Origin of the sequence: Pseudomonas sp. WMBT8, assembly GCF_050916005.1 — a bacterium.
Taxonomy (GTDB): Bacteria; Pseudomonadota; Gammaproteobacteria; order Pseudomonadales; family Pseudomonadaceae; genus Aquipseudomonas.
In genome coordinates this window covers 756,685-774,672 of the sequence record NZ_CP188096.1, presented here as the reverse complement: position 1 = coordinate 774,672, position 17,988 = coordinate 756,685, and the positions used below count along the sequence as shown (strand labels likewise).

Genomic DNA, 17,988 nt, shown 5'->3' with positions numbered 1-17,988 from the left:
AATCTTGACGATGACCTACTCTCACATGGGGAAACCCCACACTACCATCGGCGATGCATCGTTTCACTGCTGAGTTCGGGATGGGATCAGGTGGTTCCAATGCTCTATGGTCGTCAAGAAATTCGGGTACTGAGTCGTGGCAAGTGCCTCGCTTCAGCAAATTGGGTATGTGATAGCTTTCGGTGTTTTGTGAGATTCGAACTTTCGGTTCATTTCGTCTTCACACACCGCAATCTGATGCTCTTTCGAGAAACAAATTGCTTGGGTGTTATATGGTCAAGCCTCACGGGCAATTAGTATTGGTTAGCTCAACGCCTCACAGCGCTTACACACCCAACCTATCAACGTCGTAGTCTTCGACGGCCCTTCAGGGAACTCAAGGTTCCAGTGAGATCTCATCTTGAGGCTAGTTTCCCGCTTAGATGCTTTCAGCGGTTATCTATTCCGAACATAGCTACCCGGCAATGCCACTGGCGTGACAACCGGAACACCAGAGGTTCGTCCACTCCGGTCCTCTCGTACTAGGAGCAGCCCCTCTCAAATCTCAAACGTCCACGGCAGATAGGGACCGAACTGTCTCACGACGTTCTAAACCCAGCTCGCGTACCACTTTAAATGGCGAACAGCCATACCCTTGGGACCGGCTTCAGCCCCAGGATGTGATGAGCCGACATCGAGGTGCCAAACACCGCCGTCGATATGAACTCTTGGGCGGTATCAGCCTGTTATCCCCGGAGTACCTTTTATCCGTTGAGCGATGGCCCTTCCATACAGAACCACCGGATCACTAAGACCTACTTTCGTACCTGCTCGACGTGTCTGTCTCGCAGTCAAGCGCGCTTTTGCCTTTATACTCTACGACCGATTTCCGACCGGTCTGAGCGCACCTTCGTACTCCTCCGTTACTCTTTAGGAGGAGACCGCCCCAGTCAAACTACCCACCATACACTGTCCTCGATCCGGATAACGGACCTGAGTTAGAACCTCAAAGTTGCCAGGGTGGTATTTCAAGGTTGGCTCCACGCGAACTGGCGTCCACGCTTCAAAGCCTCCCACCTATCCTACACAAGCAAATTCAAAGTCCAGTGCAAAGCTATAGTAAAGGTTCACGGGGTCTTTCCGTCTAGCCGCGGATACACTGCATCTTCACAGCGATTTCAATTTCACTGAGTCTCGGGTGGAGACAGCGCCGCCATCGTTACGCCATTCGTGCAGGTCGGAACTTACCCGACAAGGAATTTCGCTACCTTAGGACCGTTATAGTTACGGCCGCCGTTTACCGGGGCTTCGATCAAGAGCTTCGCGTTAGCTAACCCCATCAATTAACCTTCCGGCACCGGGCAGGCGTCACACCCTATACGTCCACTTTCGTGTTTGCAGAGTGCTGTGTTTTTAATAAACAGTCGCAGCGGCCTGGTATCTTCGACCGGCATGAGCTTACGGAGCAAGTCCTTCACCCTCACCGGCGCACCTTCTCCCGAAGTTACGGTGCCATTTTGCCTAGTTCCTTCACCCGAGTTCTCTCAAGCGCCTTGGTATTCTCTACCCAACCACCTGTGTCGGTTTGGGGTACGGTTCCTGGTTACCTGAAGCTTAGAAGCTTTTCTTGGAAGCATGGCATCAACCACTTCGTCACCCAAAGGGTAACTCGTCATCAGCTCTCGGCCTTAGAATCCCGGATTTACCTAAGATTCCAGCCTACCACCTTAAACTTGGACAACCAACGCCAAGCTGGCCTAGCCTTCTCCGTCCCTCCATCGCAATAACCAGAAGTACAGGAATATTAACCTGTTTTCCATCGACTACGCTTTTCAGCCTCGCCTTAGGGACCGACTAACCCTGCGTCGATTAACGTTGCGCAGGAAACCTTGGTCTTTCGGCGTGGGTGTTTTTCACACCCATTGTCGTTACTCATGTCAGCATTCGCACTTCTGATACCTCCAGCAAGCTTCTCAACTCACCTTCACAGGCTTACAGAACGCTCCTCTACCGCATCACCCGAGGGTGATACCCGTAGCTTCGGTGTATGGTTTGAGCCCCGTTACATCTTCCGCGCAGGCCGACTCGACTAGTGAGCTATTACGCTTTCTTTAAAGGGTGGCTGCTTCTAAGCCAACCTCCTAGCTGTCTAAGCCTTCCCACATCGTTTCCCACTTAACCATAACTTTGGGACCTTAGCTGACGGTCTGGGTTGTTTCCCTTTTCACGACGGACGTTAGCACCCGCCGTGTGTCTCCCATGCTCGGCACTTGTAGGTATTCGGAGTTTGCATCGGTTTGGTAAGTCGGGATGACCCCCTAGCCGAAACAGTGCTCTACCCCCTACAGTGATACATGAGGCGCTACCTAAATAGCTTTCGAGGAGAACCAGCTATCTCCGAGCTTGATTAGCCTTTCACTCCGATCCACAGGTCATCCGCTAACTTTTCAACGGTAGTCGGTTCGGTCCTCCAGTTAGTGTTACCCAACCTTCAACCTGCCCATGGATAGATCGCCCGGTTTCGGGTCTATTCCCAGCGACTAGACGCCCTATTAAGACTCGCTTTCGCTACGCCTCCCCTATTCGGTTAAGCTCGCCACTGAAAATAAGTCGCTGACCCATTATACAAAAGGTACGCAGTCACCCAACAAAGTGGGCTCCCACTGCTTGTACGCATACGGTTTCAGGATCTATTTCACTCCCCTCTCCGGGGTTCTTTTCGCCTTTCCCTCACGGTACTAGTTCACTATCGGTCAGTCAGTAGTATTTAGCCTTGGAGGATGGTCCCCCCATATTCAGACAAAGTTTCTCGTGCTCCGTCCTACTCGATTTCATGACTAAGAGATTTTCGCGTACAGGGCTATCACCCACTATGGCCGCACTTTCCAGAGCGTTCCGCTAATCTCAAAGCCACTTAAGGGCTAGTCCCCGTTCGCTCGCCACTACTAAGGGAATCTCGGTTGATTTCTTTTCCTCAGGGTACTTAGATGTTTCAGTTCCCCTGGTTCGCCTCTTAAGCCTATGTATTCAGCTTAAGATAACCATCTTATGATGGCTGGGTTCCCCCATTCAGACATCTCCGGATCAAAGTCTGTTTGCCGACTCCCCGAAGCTTTTCGCAGGCTACCACGTCTTTCATCGCCTCTGACTGCCAAGGCATCCACCGTATGCGCTTCTTCACTTGACCATATAACCCCAAGCAATCTGGTTATACTGTGAAGACGACATTCGCCGAAAATTCGATAATACTCAATTTGAGTAACTCACAAATTTTACCTTAGCCTGATCCGTTACCAGTGAAAGTAACGTTCAGTCTATCTTCTATCACATACCCAAATTTTTAAAGAACGAACTAGTCAAAGACTAGAAATCAACATTCACCATCACAATGATGGAATGCTCATTTCTAAGCTTTATACAAACAGAAGCAGTAGTGGTGGAGCCAAACGGGATCGAACCGTTGACCTCCTGCGTGCAAGGCAGGCGCTCTCCCAGCTGAGCTATGGCCCCGTATTTCTACAGGCGTTTCCCACACAAAATTGGTGGGTCTGGGCAGATTCGAACTGCCGACCTCACCCTTATCAGGGGTGCGCTCTAACCAACTGAGCTACAGACCCAATTTCGGGCTGCTTCTTTTCGTCTTCTTCAATGAATCAAGCAATTCGTGTGGGAACTTATGGAGCAGCTGATGTCGTCGATTAAGGAGGTGATCCAGCCGCAGGTTCCCCTACGGCTACCTTGTTACGACTTCACCCCAGTCATGAATCACACCGTGGTAACCGTCCTCCCGAAGGTTAGACTAGCTACTTCTGGTGCAACCCACTCCCATGGTGTGACGGGCGGTGTGTACAAGGCCCGGGAACGTATTCACCGCGACATTCTGATTCGCGATTACTAGCGATTCCGACTTCACGCAGTCGAGTTGCAGACTGCGATCCGGACTACGATCGGTTTTGTGGGATTAGCTCCACCTCGCGGCTTGGCAACCCTCTGTACCGACCATTGTAGCACGTGTGTAGCCCAGGCCGTAAGGGCCATGATGACTTGACGTCATCCCCACCTTCCTCCGGTTTGTCACCGGCAGTCTCCTTAGAGTGCCCACCATAACGTGCTGGTAACTAAGGACAAGGGTTGCGCTCGTTACGGGACTTAACCCAACATCTCACGACACGAGCTGACGACAGCCATGCAGCACCTGTCTCAATGTTCCCGAAGGCACCAATCTATCTCTAGAAAGTTCATTGGATGTCAAGGCCTGGTAAGGTTCTTCGCGTTGCTTCGAATTAAACCACATGCTCCACCGCTTGTGCGGGCCCCCGTCAATTCATTTGAGTTTTAACCTTGCGGCCGTACTCCCCAGGCGGTCAACTTAATGCGTTAGCTGCGCCACTAAGAGCTCAAGGCTCCCAACGGCTAGTTGACATCGTTTACGGCGTGGACTACCAGGGTATCTAATCCTGTTTGCTCCCCACGCTTTCGCACCTCAGTGTCAGTATCAGTCCAGGTGGTCGCCTTCGCCACTGGTGTTCCTTCCTATATCTACGCATTTCACCGCTACACAGGAAATTCCACCACCCTCTACCATACTCTAGTCAGTCAGTTTTGAATGCAGTTCCCAGGTTGAGCCCGGGGATTTCACATCCAACTTAACTAACCACCTACGCGCGCTTTACGCCCAGTAATTCCGATTAACGCTTGCACCCTCTGTATTACCGCGGCTGCTGGCACAGAGTTAGCCGGTGCTTATTCTGTCGGTAACGTCAAAATTGCAGAGTATTAATCTACAACCCTTCCTCCCAACTTAAAGTGCTTTACAATCCGAAGACCTTCTTCACACACGCGGCATGGCTGGATCAGGCTTTCGCCCATTGTCCAATATTCCCCACTGCTGCCTCCCGTAGGAGTCTGGACCGTGTCTCAGTTCCAGTGTGACTGATCATCCTCTCAGACCAGTTACGGATCGTCGCCTTGGTGAGCCATTACCCCACCAACTAGCTAATCCGACCTAGGCTCATCTGATAGCGCAAGGCCCGAAGGTCCCCTGCTTTCTCCCGTAGGACGTATGCGGTATTAGCGTCCGTTTCCGAACGTTATCCCCCACTACCAGGCAGATTCCTAGGCATTACTCACCCGTCCGCCGCTCTCAAGAGAAGCAAGCTTCTCTCTACCGCTCGACTTGCATGTGTTAGGCCTGCCGCCAGCGTTCAATCTGAGCCATGATCAAACTCTTCAGTTCAAACATCTTTGGGTTTTTAAGAAACCCTAAACTTGGCTCAGCAATCGTTGGTTACATCTTTGATTTCTCGCGGAGTAACTTGTGATGCTGATAATCTTGTTGACTATCAGTCTGACTCCACAAGCACCCACACGAATTGCTTGATTCAGTTGTTAAAGAGCGGTTGGTTAAGATCTTTCGTCTCAACCGAGGCGCGCATTCTACAGCAGCCTCATTTGCTGTCAAGTGATTATTTTCAGAAGCTTCGAGATTTTCCTCAACAACTTCAACCACTTGCGCTTTCGATCTCTCGTCAGCGGGAGGCGAATTCTACAGCGTTACACGCTGCTGTCAACACCTCTTTTTCAACTTCCTTTTGGCTTCGATGAACTGAAGCAACCTGCTGCCGAAAACTACATAACTCTTTGTTTACCAAGGAGTTTTCCGTTTCGACTGCGCCGGAAGTGGGGCGAATTATAGACAGATATAAATCGCCGTCAACCGTTACTTTCACAATTCTGTCATATCGCTCAAAAAAGCCCCGAAAACGCAAAGGCCGACCCCAAGGGGCCGGCCTTCTGCTCATCCAACCTTACAAACTAGGGAACGCGAACTGCGACGCCTCATGGCTGGCACGCTGCGGCCAGCGCTGGGTGATCGCCTTGCGGCGGGTATAGAAACGCACCCCATCCGGCCCATAGGCGTGCAAGTCGCCAAACAGCGAACGCTTCCAGCCGCCGAAGCTGTGATAAGCCACCGGCACTGGCAATGGCACGTTAACCCCTACCATGCCTACTTCAATCTCGTCACAGAACAGGCGCGCCGCCTCACCGTCACGGGTAAAGATGCAGGTGCCGTTGCCATATTCGTGATCATTGATCAGTTGCATCGCCGCTTCCAGGCTATTCACCCGGACGATGCACAGCACTGGGCCAAAGATCTCTTCCTTATAGATGCGCATTTCAGGTGTCACGCGATCAAACAGGCAGCCACCGAGGAAGAAGCCTTCCTCATGACCACTAACGCTCAAGCCACGCCCATCGACCACCAGCTCAGCACCCGAAGACACACCGTCTTCTATATAGCCGCTGACCTTGTCCCGCGCCTGCGCAGAAACCAACGGCCCCATGTCCAGGCCACAGGAAGTACCCGCACCAATCTTCAGCGCCTTGATCTGCGGTACCAGCTTGGCGATCAATGCATCCGCCACCTGGTCACCCACACAGACCGCCACCGAGATTGCCATGCAACGCTCGCCGCAGGAACCGTAGGCTGCGCCCATCAAGGCACTGACCGCGTTGTCCAGGTCCGCATCCGGCATCAGCACCGCATGGTTCTTCGCCCCGCCCAGCGCCTGTACACGCTTGCCGCGCTTGGTCGCTTCGGAATAGATGTACTCGGCAATCGGCGTCGAACCGACAAAACTCAAGGCCTTGACCTCAGGCGCCTCGATCAGCGCATCCACCGCGCCCTTGTCACCATGCACCACGCTCAACACGCCTTTGGGCAAACCGGCTTCCTGCAGCAACTGCGCAATCAACAGCGTCGAGCTTGGGTCGCGCTCCGATGGCTTGAGGATGAAGCAGTTACCGCAGACGATAGCCAGTGGATACATCCACAGCGGCACCATGGCCGGGAAGTTGAACGGTGTGATACCCGCCACCACACCCAGCGGCTGGAAGTCGGACCAGGCATCAATGTTCGGGCCGACGTTACGGCTGTACTCGCCCTTGAGGATTTCCGGCGCCGAGCACGCGTACTCAACGTTTTCGATACCGCGCTTCAACTCACCGGCGGCGTCTTCCAGGGTCTTGCCATGCTCTTCGCTGATCAACTGCGAGATGCGGGCTTCGTTCTGCTCCAGCAATTGCTTGAAACGAAACATCACCTGGGCACGCTTGGCCGGTGGCGTATTGCGCCAGGCCGGGAATGCCGCCTTGGCCGAGTCGATCGCCTGTTGAATGGTTTCACGGCTGGCCAATGGCACCTGGTGAATCACCTGGCCAGTAGATGGGTTGTAGACGTCGGCGCTACGACCGCTATCGTTAACCAGTTCGCCGTTGATCAAATGCTGGATAAGGCTCATGCAAGGCTCCTGAAAAGTTGTCCACAGGCGCGACACGCGTCGCGCCCGACAGTTGTTCTATATAGAAGGAGAAATCAGTCGATCGTGTTCAGCACTTCGCCGACCGCATCGAACAAGCGATCCAGGTCCTGCGGCTTGCTGTTGAAGGTTGGGCCGAACTGCAGGGTGTCGCCGCCAAAACGCACATAGAACCCGGCCTTCCACAACGCCATGCCTGCTTCGAATGGGCGCACGATGGCGTCCCCATCACGCGGTGCAATCTGGATCGCACCGGCCAGGCCGTAGTTACGAATGTCGATCACATTCTTGCTGCCCTTGAGGCCATGCAGCGCATTCTCAAAGTGCGGCGCGACTTCGGCCACGCTCTGCACCAGGTTTTCCTTCTGCAACAGATCCAATGCCGCCAACCCGGCTGCGCAAGCTACCGGGTGTGCCGAGTAGGTATAGCCGTGTGGGAATTCCACCGCGTACTCAGGCGTCGCCTGGTTCATGAATGTCTGATAGATCTCGCTGCTGGCAATCACCGCACCCATCGGAATCGCCCCGTTGGTGACTTGCTTGGCGATGCACATCAGGTCCGGCGTCACACCGAAGCTATCGGCACCAAACATCGAGCCGGTCCGGCCAAAGCCGGTAATCACTTCGTCGAACACCAGCAGGATGTTGTGCTGGTCACAGATTTCACGCAGGCGCTTGAGGTAGCCCTGGGGTGGTACGAGCACGCCAGCCGAGCCTGCCATCGGCTCGACGAACACCGCAGCGATGTTCGAAGCATCATGCAACTCGATCAGCTTGAGCAACTCGTCAGCCAGGGCAATACCGCCCAACTCCGGCATGCCGCGGGAGAAGGCATTACTGGCCAGCAGGGTATGGGGCAGGTGATCAACATCCATCATCGCCTGACCAAAAATCTTACGGTTGCCGTTGACGCCGCCCAGGCTGGTACCGGCGATATTCACCCCGTGATAACCACGAGCGCGGCCGATCATCTTGGTCTTGGTTGCCTGGCCCTTTAGGCGCCAGTACGCACGCACCATCTTCACCGCCGTATCGGCGCACTCGGAGCCGGAGTCAGTGAAAAACACATGATTCAGGTTGCCTGGGGTCAGGTCGGTAATCTTTTCTGCCAACTGGAAGGACAAAGGATGACCGTATTGGAAGCCTGGCGAGTAGTCCAGGGTGCCCAGTTGCTTGGCGACCGCTTCCTGGATCTCCTTGCGCGTGTGCCCTGCGCCGCAGGTCCACAGCCCCGACAGCGAGTCATAGACCCGACGCCCCTTGTCATCGATCAACCAACTGCCTTCGGCACCCACGATCAGGCGTGGGTCGCGCTGGAAGTTACGGTTGGCGGTGTAAGGCATCCAGTGGGCATCCAGCTTCAATTGGCTGGCCAGGGTGGATGGGGCGTTTTCGGGCATGTTCATCAGCAAAACCTCGCAGGGCAAAAGGCAGCGTCGGGATTGAAAAGCGTTGTTGCAGCTAAATTGCCACGGGGATAAAGTCTAGGAAATGCAACTCTTCTAACCTTCAGTCAGGCATTCACTAAACTATGAGCAGCCGTCGACCCGACCCGCTAGCCCAAGTCAGCGACTTCGATATCCGCCTGTTGCGCATCTTCCGCAGTGTGGTGGAGTGCGGAGGCTTCTCGGCGGCGGAAACCGTGCTGGGCATCGGCCGTTCGGCCATCAGCCAGCAAATGAGCGACCTCGAACAGCGCCTGGGCCTGCGCCTGTGCCAGCGCGGGCGCGCCGGTTTCTCTCTGACGGAAGAAGGTCGCGAGGTCTACCAGTCCGCACTGCAACTATTAAGTGCGCTGGAGAGTTTCCGCACCGAGGTCAACGGCCTGCACCAGCACCTGCGCGGCGAACTGATCATCGGCCTGACCGACAACCTGGTGACCCTGCCCCATATGCGCATCACCCATGCCCTGGCGCAGTTGAAAGAACGCGGCCCGGACGTACAGATCCAGATCCGCATGATCGCCCCCAACGAAGTGGAACAAGGTGTGCTCGACGGGCGCCTGCATGTCGGCGTGGTGCCCCAGGCCAGCGCACTGTCGGGCCTGGAGTACCAACCCCTGTACAGCGAGCGTTCGCTGCTCTACTGCGCAGTGGGCCATCCGCTGTTTTATGCGGACGACAAGCAACTGGACGACCACCGCATCAATAGCCAGGACGCCATCGCACCAACCTTCCGCCTGCCCGCCGATATCCAGGCCCATTATCAGGCGCTCAACTGCACCGCCAGCGCTTCCGACCGCGAAGGCATGGCCTTCCTGATCCTCACCGGGCGCTATATCGGCTACCTGCCCGACCACTACGCCAGCCTGTGGGTGCAACAAGGCCGACTGCGTGCGCTGAAACCGCCTACACGTTTTTACGATTTAAGCCTGGCTTCGGTCACCCGCAAGGGCCGCCGCCCCCATTTGGTGCTGGAAAGCTTTCTCGACAGCCTGGCCGCGACCCGCTGATACGGGCCCCACATAAAACCTGAGCAAGTGGACAGCTTTTTGCAAGGCACAGGGACCATGAACCGTCAGCCCCGAGTCCACATGCCATGCCACCAGAATCCTCCAGCGCCAGCGACCTGATCTACGGCCTCAACGACCGTCCCAAACCACTGCCCGCATTGCTCGCGGCCCTGCAACATGTGCTCGCCAGCTTCGTCGGCATCATCACCCCGCCTTTGATCATCGGCTCGACCCTGGGCCTGGCCGCCCACCTGCCCTACTTGATCAGCATGGCGTTGATGGTTTCCGGTGTCGGCACCTTCATCCAGGCCCGTAGGCCGTTTGGAATTGGCGCGGGGATGATCTGCCTGCAAGGCACCAGCTTTGCCTTTCTCGGCGCAGTGTTATCGGCGGGTTTCCTGGTCAAGCAGCGCGGCGGCAGCCCGGAAGACATCCTGGCGATGATCTTTGGCGTGTGCTTTTTCGGCGCGCTGGTGCAGGTCATATTGAGCCGTTTTATCGGCCAACTGCGCCGGGTCATCACGCCGCTGGTAACCGGGATTGTGATTACCCTGATTGGCATCAGCCTGATCAAGGTGGGCATCACCGACCTGGGCGGCGGCTTCAATGCGCCGGACTTTGGCGCGCCAACTAACCTGGCCCTGGGCCTGTTCGTGGTGCTGACGATTATCCTGCTCAATCGCTCGAATACGCCGTGGGTACGCCTGAGCGCAATCATCATCGGCCTGCTATTGGGCAGCCTCGCCGCCTGGTTCAGCGGCAAGCTGGTGCCCCAGCCCCTGCCCGACCTGCCCTTGATCAGCCTGCCGACGCCGTTCCATTTTGGCTTCAGCTTCGACTGGAGCGCTTTCCTGCCGGTCGCGCTGATTTATCTGATCAGCAGCATCGAAACCGTGGGCGACCTCACCGCCAACTGCATGATCGCCCGCCAGCCCATCAGCGGCCCTTCCTATATAAGCCGGCTCAAGGGCGGCGTGCTGGGGGATGGCGTCAGTTGCATGATCGCCGCCACTTTCAGCGCGTTCCCCAACACCACCTTTGCCCAGAACAACGGCGTGATCCAGTTGACCGGCGTCGCCAGCCGCTATGTGGGCCTGTACATCGGCGTAGTGCTGTTTTGCCTCGGGCTGTTTCCAATGATTGGCGCGGTATTGCAGCAAATCCCCAAGCCGGTGCTCGGCGGCGCGACCCTGGTGATGTTCGGCAGCGTGGCCGCCGCCGGCGTGCGCATCCTGGCCCAAGCCCCGCTGGACCGCCGCAGCATGCTGATCATCGCCACCTCGTTTGGGGTCGGCCTGGGCATCGCCGCGCAACCGAACCTGTTACACCTGATGCCAACCCTGGTGCAAAACCTGTTCGATTCAGCCATCACCAGCGGCGGGCTGACGGCGATTGTGTTGTGCCTGATCCTGCCGGAATCCAAGGCGACAACGCCTGCCGCAAATCCACTCGTGGAAAACGACACGCTGGAACCGCTTTGACGCTTTTATCGTATCGGGACTTGTCTGAGGCTTGAGGGTGGGTTATCTGTGCAGCAATCGCATTCATCGATCTGCACGGAAACCTCCATGAGCCTCGAAGTTCCTGCCCACAACAGCCACGCCGGAAAACCCGCCAGCCGCATTCGGCAAAAGAACGAACAAGCGATCATCCAGGCCGCTGAAGACGAATTCGCCCGGCATGGCTACAAAGGCACCAGCATGAACACCATCGCCGCGAGCGCCGGGCTGCCGAAGGCCAACCTGCATTATTACTTCACCAATAAGCTGGGGCTGTACATCGCGGTACTGAGCAATATCCTCGAACTGTGGGACAGCACCTTCAACACCTTGACCGCCGAGGATGATCCTGCCGAGGCGCTGACCCGCTATATCCGCACCAAGATGGAATACTCGCGGCGCCAGCCCCAGGCTTCGCGGATCTTCGCCATGGAGATCATCAGCGGCGGCGAATGCCTTACCGAATATTTCAGCCAGGACTACCGCGCCTGGTTCAGCGGCCGGGCTGCGGTATTCCAGGCCTGGATCGATGCCGGCAAGATGGACCCCGTGGATCCGGTACACTTGATCTTCCTGCTGTGGGGCAGCACCCAGCATTACGCTGACTTCGCGACCCAGATCTGCCGCGTGACCGGTCGCACCAAGCTGACCAAGCAGGACATGGAAGACGCCGGCAGCAACCTTATCCACATTATTCTCAAGGGCTGTGGCATCAAGCCTGCCCTCTGAACGAAGCGATCCAATGCCTTTCACCCTTACGGGCTTTTGCGAATTTCGCGAAGAAATCCGCAAAAGCCGCTTCATCACCTATGCCGCGCCGATTACCAGCCCGCAGGACGCCCAGGCGTTTATCGAGCAGCACAGCGACCTCAACGCCACGCACAATTGCTGGGCCTGGAAACTCGGTGGGCAATACCGCAGCAACGACGACGGTGAACCCGGCGGCACCGCCGGGCGGCCGATCCTGGCCGCCATCGAGGCCCAGGGGTTTGACCAGGTCGTGGTGCTGGTGGTCCGCTGGTATGGCGGTATCCAACTGGGTACCGGTGGCCTGGCCCGGGCCTATGGGGGCGGCGCGAATAAATGCCTGCAAAACGCCGAACGGGTCGAACTGATCAGCCGCGTGCCCTTGAGTTGCGCCTGCGGCTTTGCCGAGTTGACGCTGGTAAAGCTGCGTGTCGCCGAACTGGGTGGCCTGGTGGTGGAAGAAACCTTCACCGCCAACGGCGTGGAGCTGCAACTGGCACTCGGCGAAGCCCATATCGACACCCTGCAAACGCAGTTGGCCGACCTGAGCCGCGGACGAATCCTACTGCAACGCTGAACCTGATAAGGTTGTTCACTAAACTCCGACGCCAAAGGAAGCCTTCATGTCTACGCCAAAAACCGCACTGATCATCGGCGCCTCGCGCGGGCTGGGCCTTGGCCTGGTCAAGCAATTGCTGGCTGATGGCTGGCAAGTCACCGCCACCGTGCGCAACCCGCAAAAAGCCGACGCCCTTAAAAACCTGGGCCCGGTACAGATCGAGCAACTGGACATGGACGACCAACAGGCCGTCATCGCCTTGAACCAGCGCCTGAAAACCCAGACCTTCGACCTGCTGTTCGTCAACGCCGGCGTCAAGGGCCCGGCCAACCAGACCCCGGGCCACGCGACCCAGGCCGAAGTCGGCCAACTGTTTTTCACCAATGCCGTGGCGCCGATCAACCTGGCTCAACGCTTTGCCCCGCAGATTCGCCAGGGCAGCGGCGTACTGGCGTTCATGAGCTCGGTGCTGGGCAGCGTGACCATGCCCGACGCACCAGACCTTGCGCTGTACAAGGCCAGCAAGGCCGCCCTGAACTCCATGACCAACAGCTTCGTGTCGCAATTGGGCGAGCAGAAACTGACCGTCCTGTCGTTGCATCCGGGCTGGGTCAAGACCGATATGGGCGGCGAAGGGGCCGACCTGGACGTGGAGACCAGCGTGCGCGGCCTGATTGCCCAAGTGAACGCCTACACCGGCAAGGGCGGCCATCATTTCGTCAACTACAAGGGCCAGACCATTCCCTGGTAACCCCACCCTGTAGGAGCCGGCTTGCCGGCGATGGCGTCACTGAGAACATCGCAATATTGGCGGGCCTCATCGACGGCAAGCCGGCTCCTACAGGATAAATGGATGTCGGATGAGCGGTGGATAGACCCCACCGCTCACTCCACGTAGACTTCCCACCTCGCCTTTACCGGCGACCCTGGATCAGCAGACAGGGCAACACTGAGCTGGCAAACCTGAACCCATCATTCAGAGGAGCCGGCCAATGCCTGCGACCCGTACCTGGTTAAAAAACCCTCTCGCGATTTTCACTGCCAATGCTCTCGATGCCCGTGGCGGCCTGGTGCTGCAAGACGGCGTGATCGTTGAAGTACTCGCCCTCGGCCAACAACCAAGCTTGGCCTGCGAACACACCTTCGACGCCCGCGAGCACGTGATCCTTCCCGGCCTGATCAACACCCACCATCACTTCTACCAGACCCTGACCCGCGCCTGGGCCCCGGTGCTCAACCAGCCGCTGTTCCCCTGGCTGAAAACCCTGTACCCGGTCTGGGCGCGCCTGACCCCGGAAAAACTGGCCCTGGCCAGCAAAGTCGCGCTCGCCGAACTGCTGCTCTCAGGCTGCACCACCGCGGCCGATCACCACTACCTGTTCCCCGATGGCCTGGAGCAGGCGATCGACGTGCAAGTCGACAGCGTGCGCGAATTGGGCATGCGCGCCATGCTCACTCGCGGTTCGATGAGCCTGGGCGAAGCCGACGGCGGCCTGCCACCGCAACAGACGGTGCAGCAGGGCGAAGTGATCCTCGAAGACAGCCAGCGCCTGATCAAGCGCTACCACGAGCGCGGCGATGGCGCGCAAATCCAGATCGCCCTGGCGCCCTGCTCGCCGTTTTCGGTCACCCCCCAAATCATGAGCGCCAGTGCCGAACTGGCCAACCAGCTCGATGTGCGCCTGCACACCCACCTGGCCGAAACCCTCGACGAAGAAGACTTCTGCCTGCAACGCTTCGGCCTGCGCACCGTGGACTACCTCGACAGCGTCGGCTGGCTCGGCCCCCGCACCTGGCTGGCCCATGGCATTCACTTCAACCCTGAGGAGATCGCCCGCCTGGGCGCGGCCGGCACCGGGATTTGCCATTGCCCAAGCTCCAACATGCGCCTGGCCTCCGGCATCTGCCCGACCCTGGACCTGATCGCCGCCGGCGCGCCGATTGGCCTGGGCGTGGACGGCTCGGCTTCCAACGATGCCTCCAACATGATTTTGGAAACACGCCAGGCCCTGTATATCCAGCGCCTGCGCTACGGCGCGGAAAAAATCACCCCTGAAGGCGTACTGGGCTGGGCCACCAAGGGCTCTGCGCAGTTGCTCGGCCGTAGCGATATCGGTGAACTGGCGGTAGGCAAACAGGCCGACCTGGCGCTGTTCAAACTCGATGAGCTGCGCTTCTCCGGCAGCCACGATCCTGTTTCGGCGCTGCTGCTATGCGGCGCCGACCGTGCGGATCGAGTGATGGTGGGCGGCAAGTGGCGGGTGATCGAGGGGCAAATCGAGGGCATGGACCTCAAGGGCCTGATCGCCGATCACAGCCAGGCGGCGCGGCAGTTGATCGCCGGCTGACTACACGCCCAGCAGCGACAACATGATAAAGGTCGCAAACAGCACAAAATGGGTCATCCCTTCGATGGCGTTGGTTTCGCCATCGTTGAGGTTGATCGCGCTGACAATCAGCGTGATAAACACCATCACGGTTTGCACCGGCGTCATCGCCATCTGAAACGGCTGGCCGGTGTACAGCGCCATGGCTTCCATCACCGGCACGGTCAAGATCACCGTCGACAATGAAGCACCCAGCGCGATGTTGACCACCGACTGCATACGGTTGGCCAATGCCGCGCGCAAGGCGGTCAGGATCTCCGGGGCGGCGGAAATCGCTGCCACCAGGATCGCCGTGATCACCGGCGGCGCGCCCGTGCCCTCCAGGCCAAGGTCCAGGGTCTTGGACATCACTTCGGCCAATGCGCCAATCACCACCACGCCAAACACCAGGGTTACGATGGAGAATGTCAGGTTGACCGACGAAGCCTGTTCTTCCGGCAACGGCTTGCGGCGTTTTTCCGGATAGCTGTAGCTGAAGAAGTAGCTGTGTGGCCCCACCTGCATGCGCAGGAACAAGGCGTACAACACCACCATCGCGCCAATGGTGAAGGCCGAGTAGATTTTCCAATCGGCCTCGGGGATAAATTCCGGTACCACCATGGATACGCCCATGGCGGTGAGGATCATCACGCTGTAGGTCCGCGCCGAATCATCGTTGTAGGACTGTTCCCCATGCTTGATGCCACCCATCAGCGCGGCCAAGCCTAAGATGCCGTTGATATCCAGCATCACCGCCGAGTAAATCGTGTCGCGCACCAGGGTCGGCGACGCCTCGTTGCTCATCATGATCGCCAGGATCACCACTTCCACCAGCACTGCCGCGAGGGTCAGGATCATGGTGCCGTAGGGGTCGCCGACCTTTTCAGCGAGAAGTTCGGCGTGGTGGGCCACGCGCATCGACGCCATGACGATAAAACCGATCAGCACCAGGCCACCGAGCAGTGCCGTCACCTGCCCACTGTGCAGCAGCCAGTGCTCCAGCGGGTAGGCCGCGATGGCGGCGATCAGCGCCAGCCACATGAATTTTTCTTGCTTGAGGGATGTGAGCATTGCGGGCCTTTTCGAGCGGCGATTCAGTCATTGATGGGGTACAGACTGCGGCGATTCGCTAACGTTTCGTTACACCTTAGTTCATTCACCCATTGCCGCAGGCACGAACAATGCTTACCGCTCGGTCAGGTTTTACCGATTATTTGCGCCCTGGCCTGTAGAATGCCGCCATTGCACCTGATGAGAACGCACACATGTACGACTGGCTCAACGCCCTGCCCAAGGCCGAACTGCACCTGCACCTGGAGGGTTCGCTGGAGCCCGAGCTGCTGTTCGCCCTGGCCGAACGCAACAAAATCGCGCTGCCGTGGAACGACGTCGAAACCCTGCGCAAGGCCTACGCCTTCAATAACCTGCAAGAGTTTCTCGACCTCTACTACAAGGGCGCCGATGTATTGCGCACCTCCCAGGATTTCTACGACCTGACCTGGGCCTACCTGCTGCGTTGCAAAGCGCAGAACGTGATTCATACCGAGCCGTTCTTCGACCCGCAGACCCACACCGACCGTGGTATCCCGTTTGAAGTGGTGCTCAATGGCATCGCCAGCGCGCTCAAAGATGGCGAGCAGCAACTGGGCATCACCAGCGGCCTGATCCTCAGCTTCCTGCGCCACCTGAGCGAAGAAGAAGCCGAAAAAACCCTCGACCAGGCGCTACCGTTCCGTGATGCGTTTGTCGCCGTGGGCCTGGACAGCTCGGAAATGGGCCACCCGCCGAGCAAGTTCCAGCGCGTGTTCGATCGCGCCCGTGGCGAAGGTTTCCTGACCGTCGCCCATGCCGGTGAGGAAGGCCCGCCGGAGTACATCTGGGAAGCCCTCGACCTGCTGAAGATCCAGCGTATCGACCATGGCGTGCGCGCCATCGAAGACGAGCGCCTGATGCAGCGGATCATCGACGAGCAGATCCCCCTGACCGTGTGCCCGCTGTCCAATACCAAGCTGTGCGTGTTCGACGACATGGCCCAGCACAACATCCTCGACATGCTCGAGCGTGGGGTGAAGGTCACGGTGAACTCGGATGACCCGGCGTACTTCGGCGGGTATGTCACCGAGAACTTCCACGCGTTGCACACCTCGCTGGGCATGACCCAAGACCAGGCCAGCCGACTGGCGCAAAACAGCCTGGATGCACGCCTGATCAAGCCGTAAGCAACCCAGGCAGGAGCCGGCTTGCCGGCTCCTACACAGCCGCTATCCGGGCAATTTCCAGGCGCCCGGTCTCGGTGACCTGCAGTGCGCTCGACTCGTTGATTGTCTTCAACCAGCGCGACTGCATGAACAATTGCAGCAATCCCGCCCCCAGCGCCCCACCCAGGTGCGGCTGCTGCTCGCTCCAGTCAAAACAGTCGCAAGCCAGCGTCGAGTAACCCTGATGGGACAAGGCCTGGGTAAAAATGCCGTGCTCGGCCAAATGCCGTGCGCCCAGGGGCGTCACATGGATCCGCTGTTCGTAGCGCTCGATCCACTTCGCCAGCAGCATGCGTTGATAAAGTGCCGCCGCCATTTCCCCGCCCAAGTGGTCATGGCACAGCCGCGCCTGGCGCAACGCTGCCGGCGCCAGCAACGCCGCCACCGGCCGGCTGGGCGCAATGCGCGCCACACTGGCAATTGTGGTACTGGCCAACGCATCGACTGCCGCGCCCACATCCGCCGCCGCCATGCGGAAGAAGCGTTTGCGCCCGCGGGCTTCAATACGCAGCAATCCACCCGCCGCCAACCGCGCCAGATGCGCATTGGCCGACGACGCCGATAACCCAGCCAACATCGCCAGTTCTTCAGACGGCTTGGCCGAGCCGTCCATCAATGCCCAGATCATCGCGGTGCGCTTAGGGTCGGCCAGCAAGGTGGCGATCTGGCTGATGCAAGGTGCCTGTTCCATGTACTCACTCCCTGTTGAATCGTTGGTCTGCTCCATTCCGCGCAAAAGTATAAGTGTGTAAGCAGCAGATTCCGTGGCGTCTTACAGCCAAATCAGCTACAGCAACTGCCTGAAATTT

Annotated in this window: 11 protein-coding genes, 2 tRNA genes and 3 rRNA genes; 7 read left to right on the top strand and 9 right to left on the bottom strand. The window is 57.9% G+C overall.

Going from position 1 to position 17,988, the window contains the following annotated elements; genetic code table 11:
• Positions 1–2: 2 nt before the first annotated feature.
• From rrf to ACO77H_RS03240, 7 genes are all read right to left on the bottom strand, one after another.
• Positions 3–118: ribosomal RNA gene (gene rrf / locus ACO77H_RS03270) — 5S ribosomal RNA — on the bottom strand.
• A gap of 154 nt (positions 119–272) precedes the next feature.
• Positions 273–3,166, bottom strand: a 23S ribosomal RNA gene (locus ACO77H_RS03265).
• A gap of 247 nt (positions 3,167–3,413) precedes the next feature.
• Positions 3,414–3,489 (bottom strand) — tRNA-Ala (locus ACO77H_RS03260).
• Between the two features lie 30 nt (positions 3,490–3,519).
• A tRNA-Ile gene (locus ACO77H_RS03255) sits at positions 3,520–3,596 on the bottom strand.
• Positions 3,597–3,678: 82 nt separating this feature from the next.
• Positions 3,679–5,215: ribosomal RNA gene (locus tag ACO77H_RS03250) — 16S ribosomal RNA — on the bottom strand.
• The 16S, 23S and 5S rRNA genes sit together here with 2 tRNA genes alongside, the layout of an rRNA operon.
• Positions 5,216–5,786: 571 nt before the next feature.
• Entirely contained in the window at positions 5,787–7,280 is a 1,494-nt protein-coding gene (locus ACO77H_RS03245) for a CoA-acylating methylmalonate-semialdehyde dehydrogenase (RefSeq protein ID WP_432755002.1), read from the bottom strand.
• Positions 7,281–7,354: 74 nt separating this feature from the next.
• On the bottom strand, positions 7,355–8,704 hold the full coding sequence (locus tag ACO77H_RS03240; protein WP_169957156.1) for an aspartate aminotransferase family protein: 1,350 nt from the start codon (positions 8,702–8,704) through the stop codon (positions 7,355–7,357).
• A 125-nt stretch (positions 8,705–8,829) separates the two neighbouring features.
• On the opposite strand from ACO77H_RS03240, the gene ACO77H_RS03235 reads away from it, so the two are divergent.
• The 6 genes from ACO77H_RS03235 to ACO77H_RS03210 all read left to right on the top strand — a co-directional run bounded on the left by ACO77H_RS03235 (position 8,830) and on the right by ACO77H_RS03210 (position 14,903).
• Positions 8,830–9,750, top strand: coding sequence for a LysR family transcriptional regulator (locus tag ACO77H_RS03235; RefSeq protein WP_169957154.1), 921 nt, complete (start codon positions 8,830–8,832; stop codon positions 9,748–9,750).
• Between the two features lie 86 nt (positions 9,751–9,836).
• Positions 9,837–11,231 (top strand): uracil-xanthine permease family protein, encoded by a 1,395-nt coding sequence (locus ACO77H_RS03230; RefSeq protein ID WP_432755001.1) that lies wholly within the window; start codon positions 9,837–9,839, stop codon positions 11,229–11,231.
• Positions 11,232–11,318: 87 nt separating this feature from the next.
• Entirely contained in the window at positions 11,319–11,978 is a 660-nt protein-coding gene (locus ACO77H_RS03225) for a TetR/AcrR family transcriptional regulator (protein WP_169957152.1), read from the top strand.
• A 13-nt stretch (positions 11,979–11,991) separates the two neighbouring features.
• Positions 11,992–12,573 (top strand): IMPACT family protein, encoded by a 582-nt coding sequence (locus ACO77H_RS03220; protein ID WP_169957150.1) that lies wholly within the window; start codon positions 11,992–11,994, stop codon positions 12,571–12,573.
• Positions 12,574–12,619: 46 nt separating this feature from the next.
• Complete coding sequence (locus tag ACO77H_RS03215) at positions 12,620–13,306, top strand: SDR family oxidoreductase (RefSeq protein ID WP_169957148.1); 687 nt, start codon at positions 12,620–12,622, stop codon at positions 13,304–13,306.
• Between the two features lie 241 nt (positions 13,307–13,547).
• Positions 13,548–14,903 carry an 8-oxoguanine deaminase gene (locus ACO77H_RS03210; RefSeq protein WP_432755000.1) on the top strand — a complete coding sequence of 452 codons (1,356 nt, stop codon included), beginning with the start codon at positions 13,548–13,550 and terminating at the stop codon, positions 14,901–14,903.
• Here ACO77H_RS03210 and ACO77H_RS03205 read toward each other — a convergent pair whose 3' ends face one another.
• A complete protein-coding gene (locus ACO77H_RS03205; protein WP_432754999.1) occupies positions 14,904–15,992 on the bottom strand; it encodes a calcium:proton antiporter in 1,089 nt (362 codons plus the stop codon).
• A 194-nt stretch (positions 15,993–16,186) separates the two neighbouring features.
• On the opposite strand from ACO77H_RS03205, the gene ACO77H_RS03200 reads away from it, so the two are divergent.
• The gene (locus tag ACO77H_RS03200; protein WP_170042552.1) at positions 16,187–17,140 is read left to right on the top strand and encodes an adenosine deaminase; all 954 of its coding nucleotides are present in this window, start codon (positions 16,187–16,189) and stop codon (positions 17,138–17,140) included.
• A gap of 31 nt (positions 17,141–17,171) precedes the next feature.
• Here ACO77H_RS03200 and ACO77H_RS03195 read toward each other — a convergent pair whose 3' ends face one another.
• A complete protein-coding gene (locus ACO77H_RS03195; RefSeq protein ID WP_432754998.1) occupies positions 17,172–17,870 on the bottom strand; it encodes an ArsR/SmtB family transcription factor in 699 nt (232 codons plus the stop codon).
• Positions 17,871–17,988 lie beyond the last annotated feature (118 nt).

Excerpts from the sequence above, each read along its gene's own strand:
- ACO77H_RS03215 (WP_169957148.1), top strand. The coding sequence starts at position 12,620 with ATGTCTACGCCAAAAACCGCACTGATCATCGGCGCCTCGCGCGGGCTG.
- ACO77H_RS03205 (WP_432754999.1), bottom strand. The coding sequence starts at position 15,992 with ATGCTCACATCCCTCAAGCAAGAAAAATTCATGTGGCTGGCGCTGATC.
- ACO77H_RS03210 (WP_432755000.1), top strand. The coding sequence starts at position 13,548 with ATGCCTGCGACCCGTACCTGGTTAAAAAACCCTCTCGCGATTTTCACT.
- ACO77H_RS03240 (WP_169957156.1), bottom strand. The coding sequence starts at position 8,704 with ATGAACATGCCCGAAAACGCCCCATCCACCCTGGCCAGCCAATTGAAG.
- ACO77H_RS03200 (WP_170042552.1), top strand. The coding sequence starts at position 16,187 with ATGTACGACTGGCTCAACGCCCTGCCCAAGGCCGAACTGCACCTGCAC.
- ACO77H_RS03220 (WP_169957150.1), top strand. The coding sequence starts at position 11,992 with ATGCCTTTCACCCTTACGGGCTTTTGCGAATTTCGCGAAGAAATCCGC.
- ACO77H_RS03245 (WP_432755002.1), bottom strand. The coding sequence starts at position 7,280 with ATGAGCCTTATCCAGCATTTGATCAACGGCGAACTGGTTAACGATAGC.
- ACO77H_RS03230 (WP_432755001.1), top strand. The coding sequence starts at position 9,837 with ATGCCACCAGAATCCTCCAGCGCCAGCGACCTGATCTACGGCCTCAAC.
- ACO77H_RS03235 (WP_169957154.1), top strand. The coding sequence starts at position 8,830 with ATGAGCAGCCGTCGACCCGACCCGCTAGCCCAAGTCAGCGACTTCGAT.
- ACO77H_RS03195 (WP_432754998.1), bottom strand. The coding sequence starts at position 17,870 with ATGGAACAGGCACCTTGCATCAGCCAGATCGCCACCTTGCTGGCCGAC.
- ACO77H_RS03225 (WP_169957152.1), top strand. The coding sequence starts at position 11,319 with ATGAGCCTCGAAGTTCCTGCCCACAACAGCCACGCCGGAAAACCCGCC.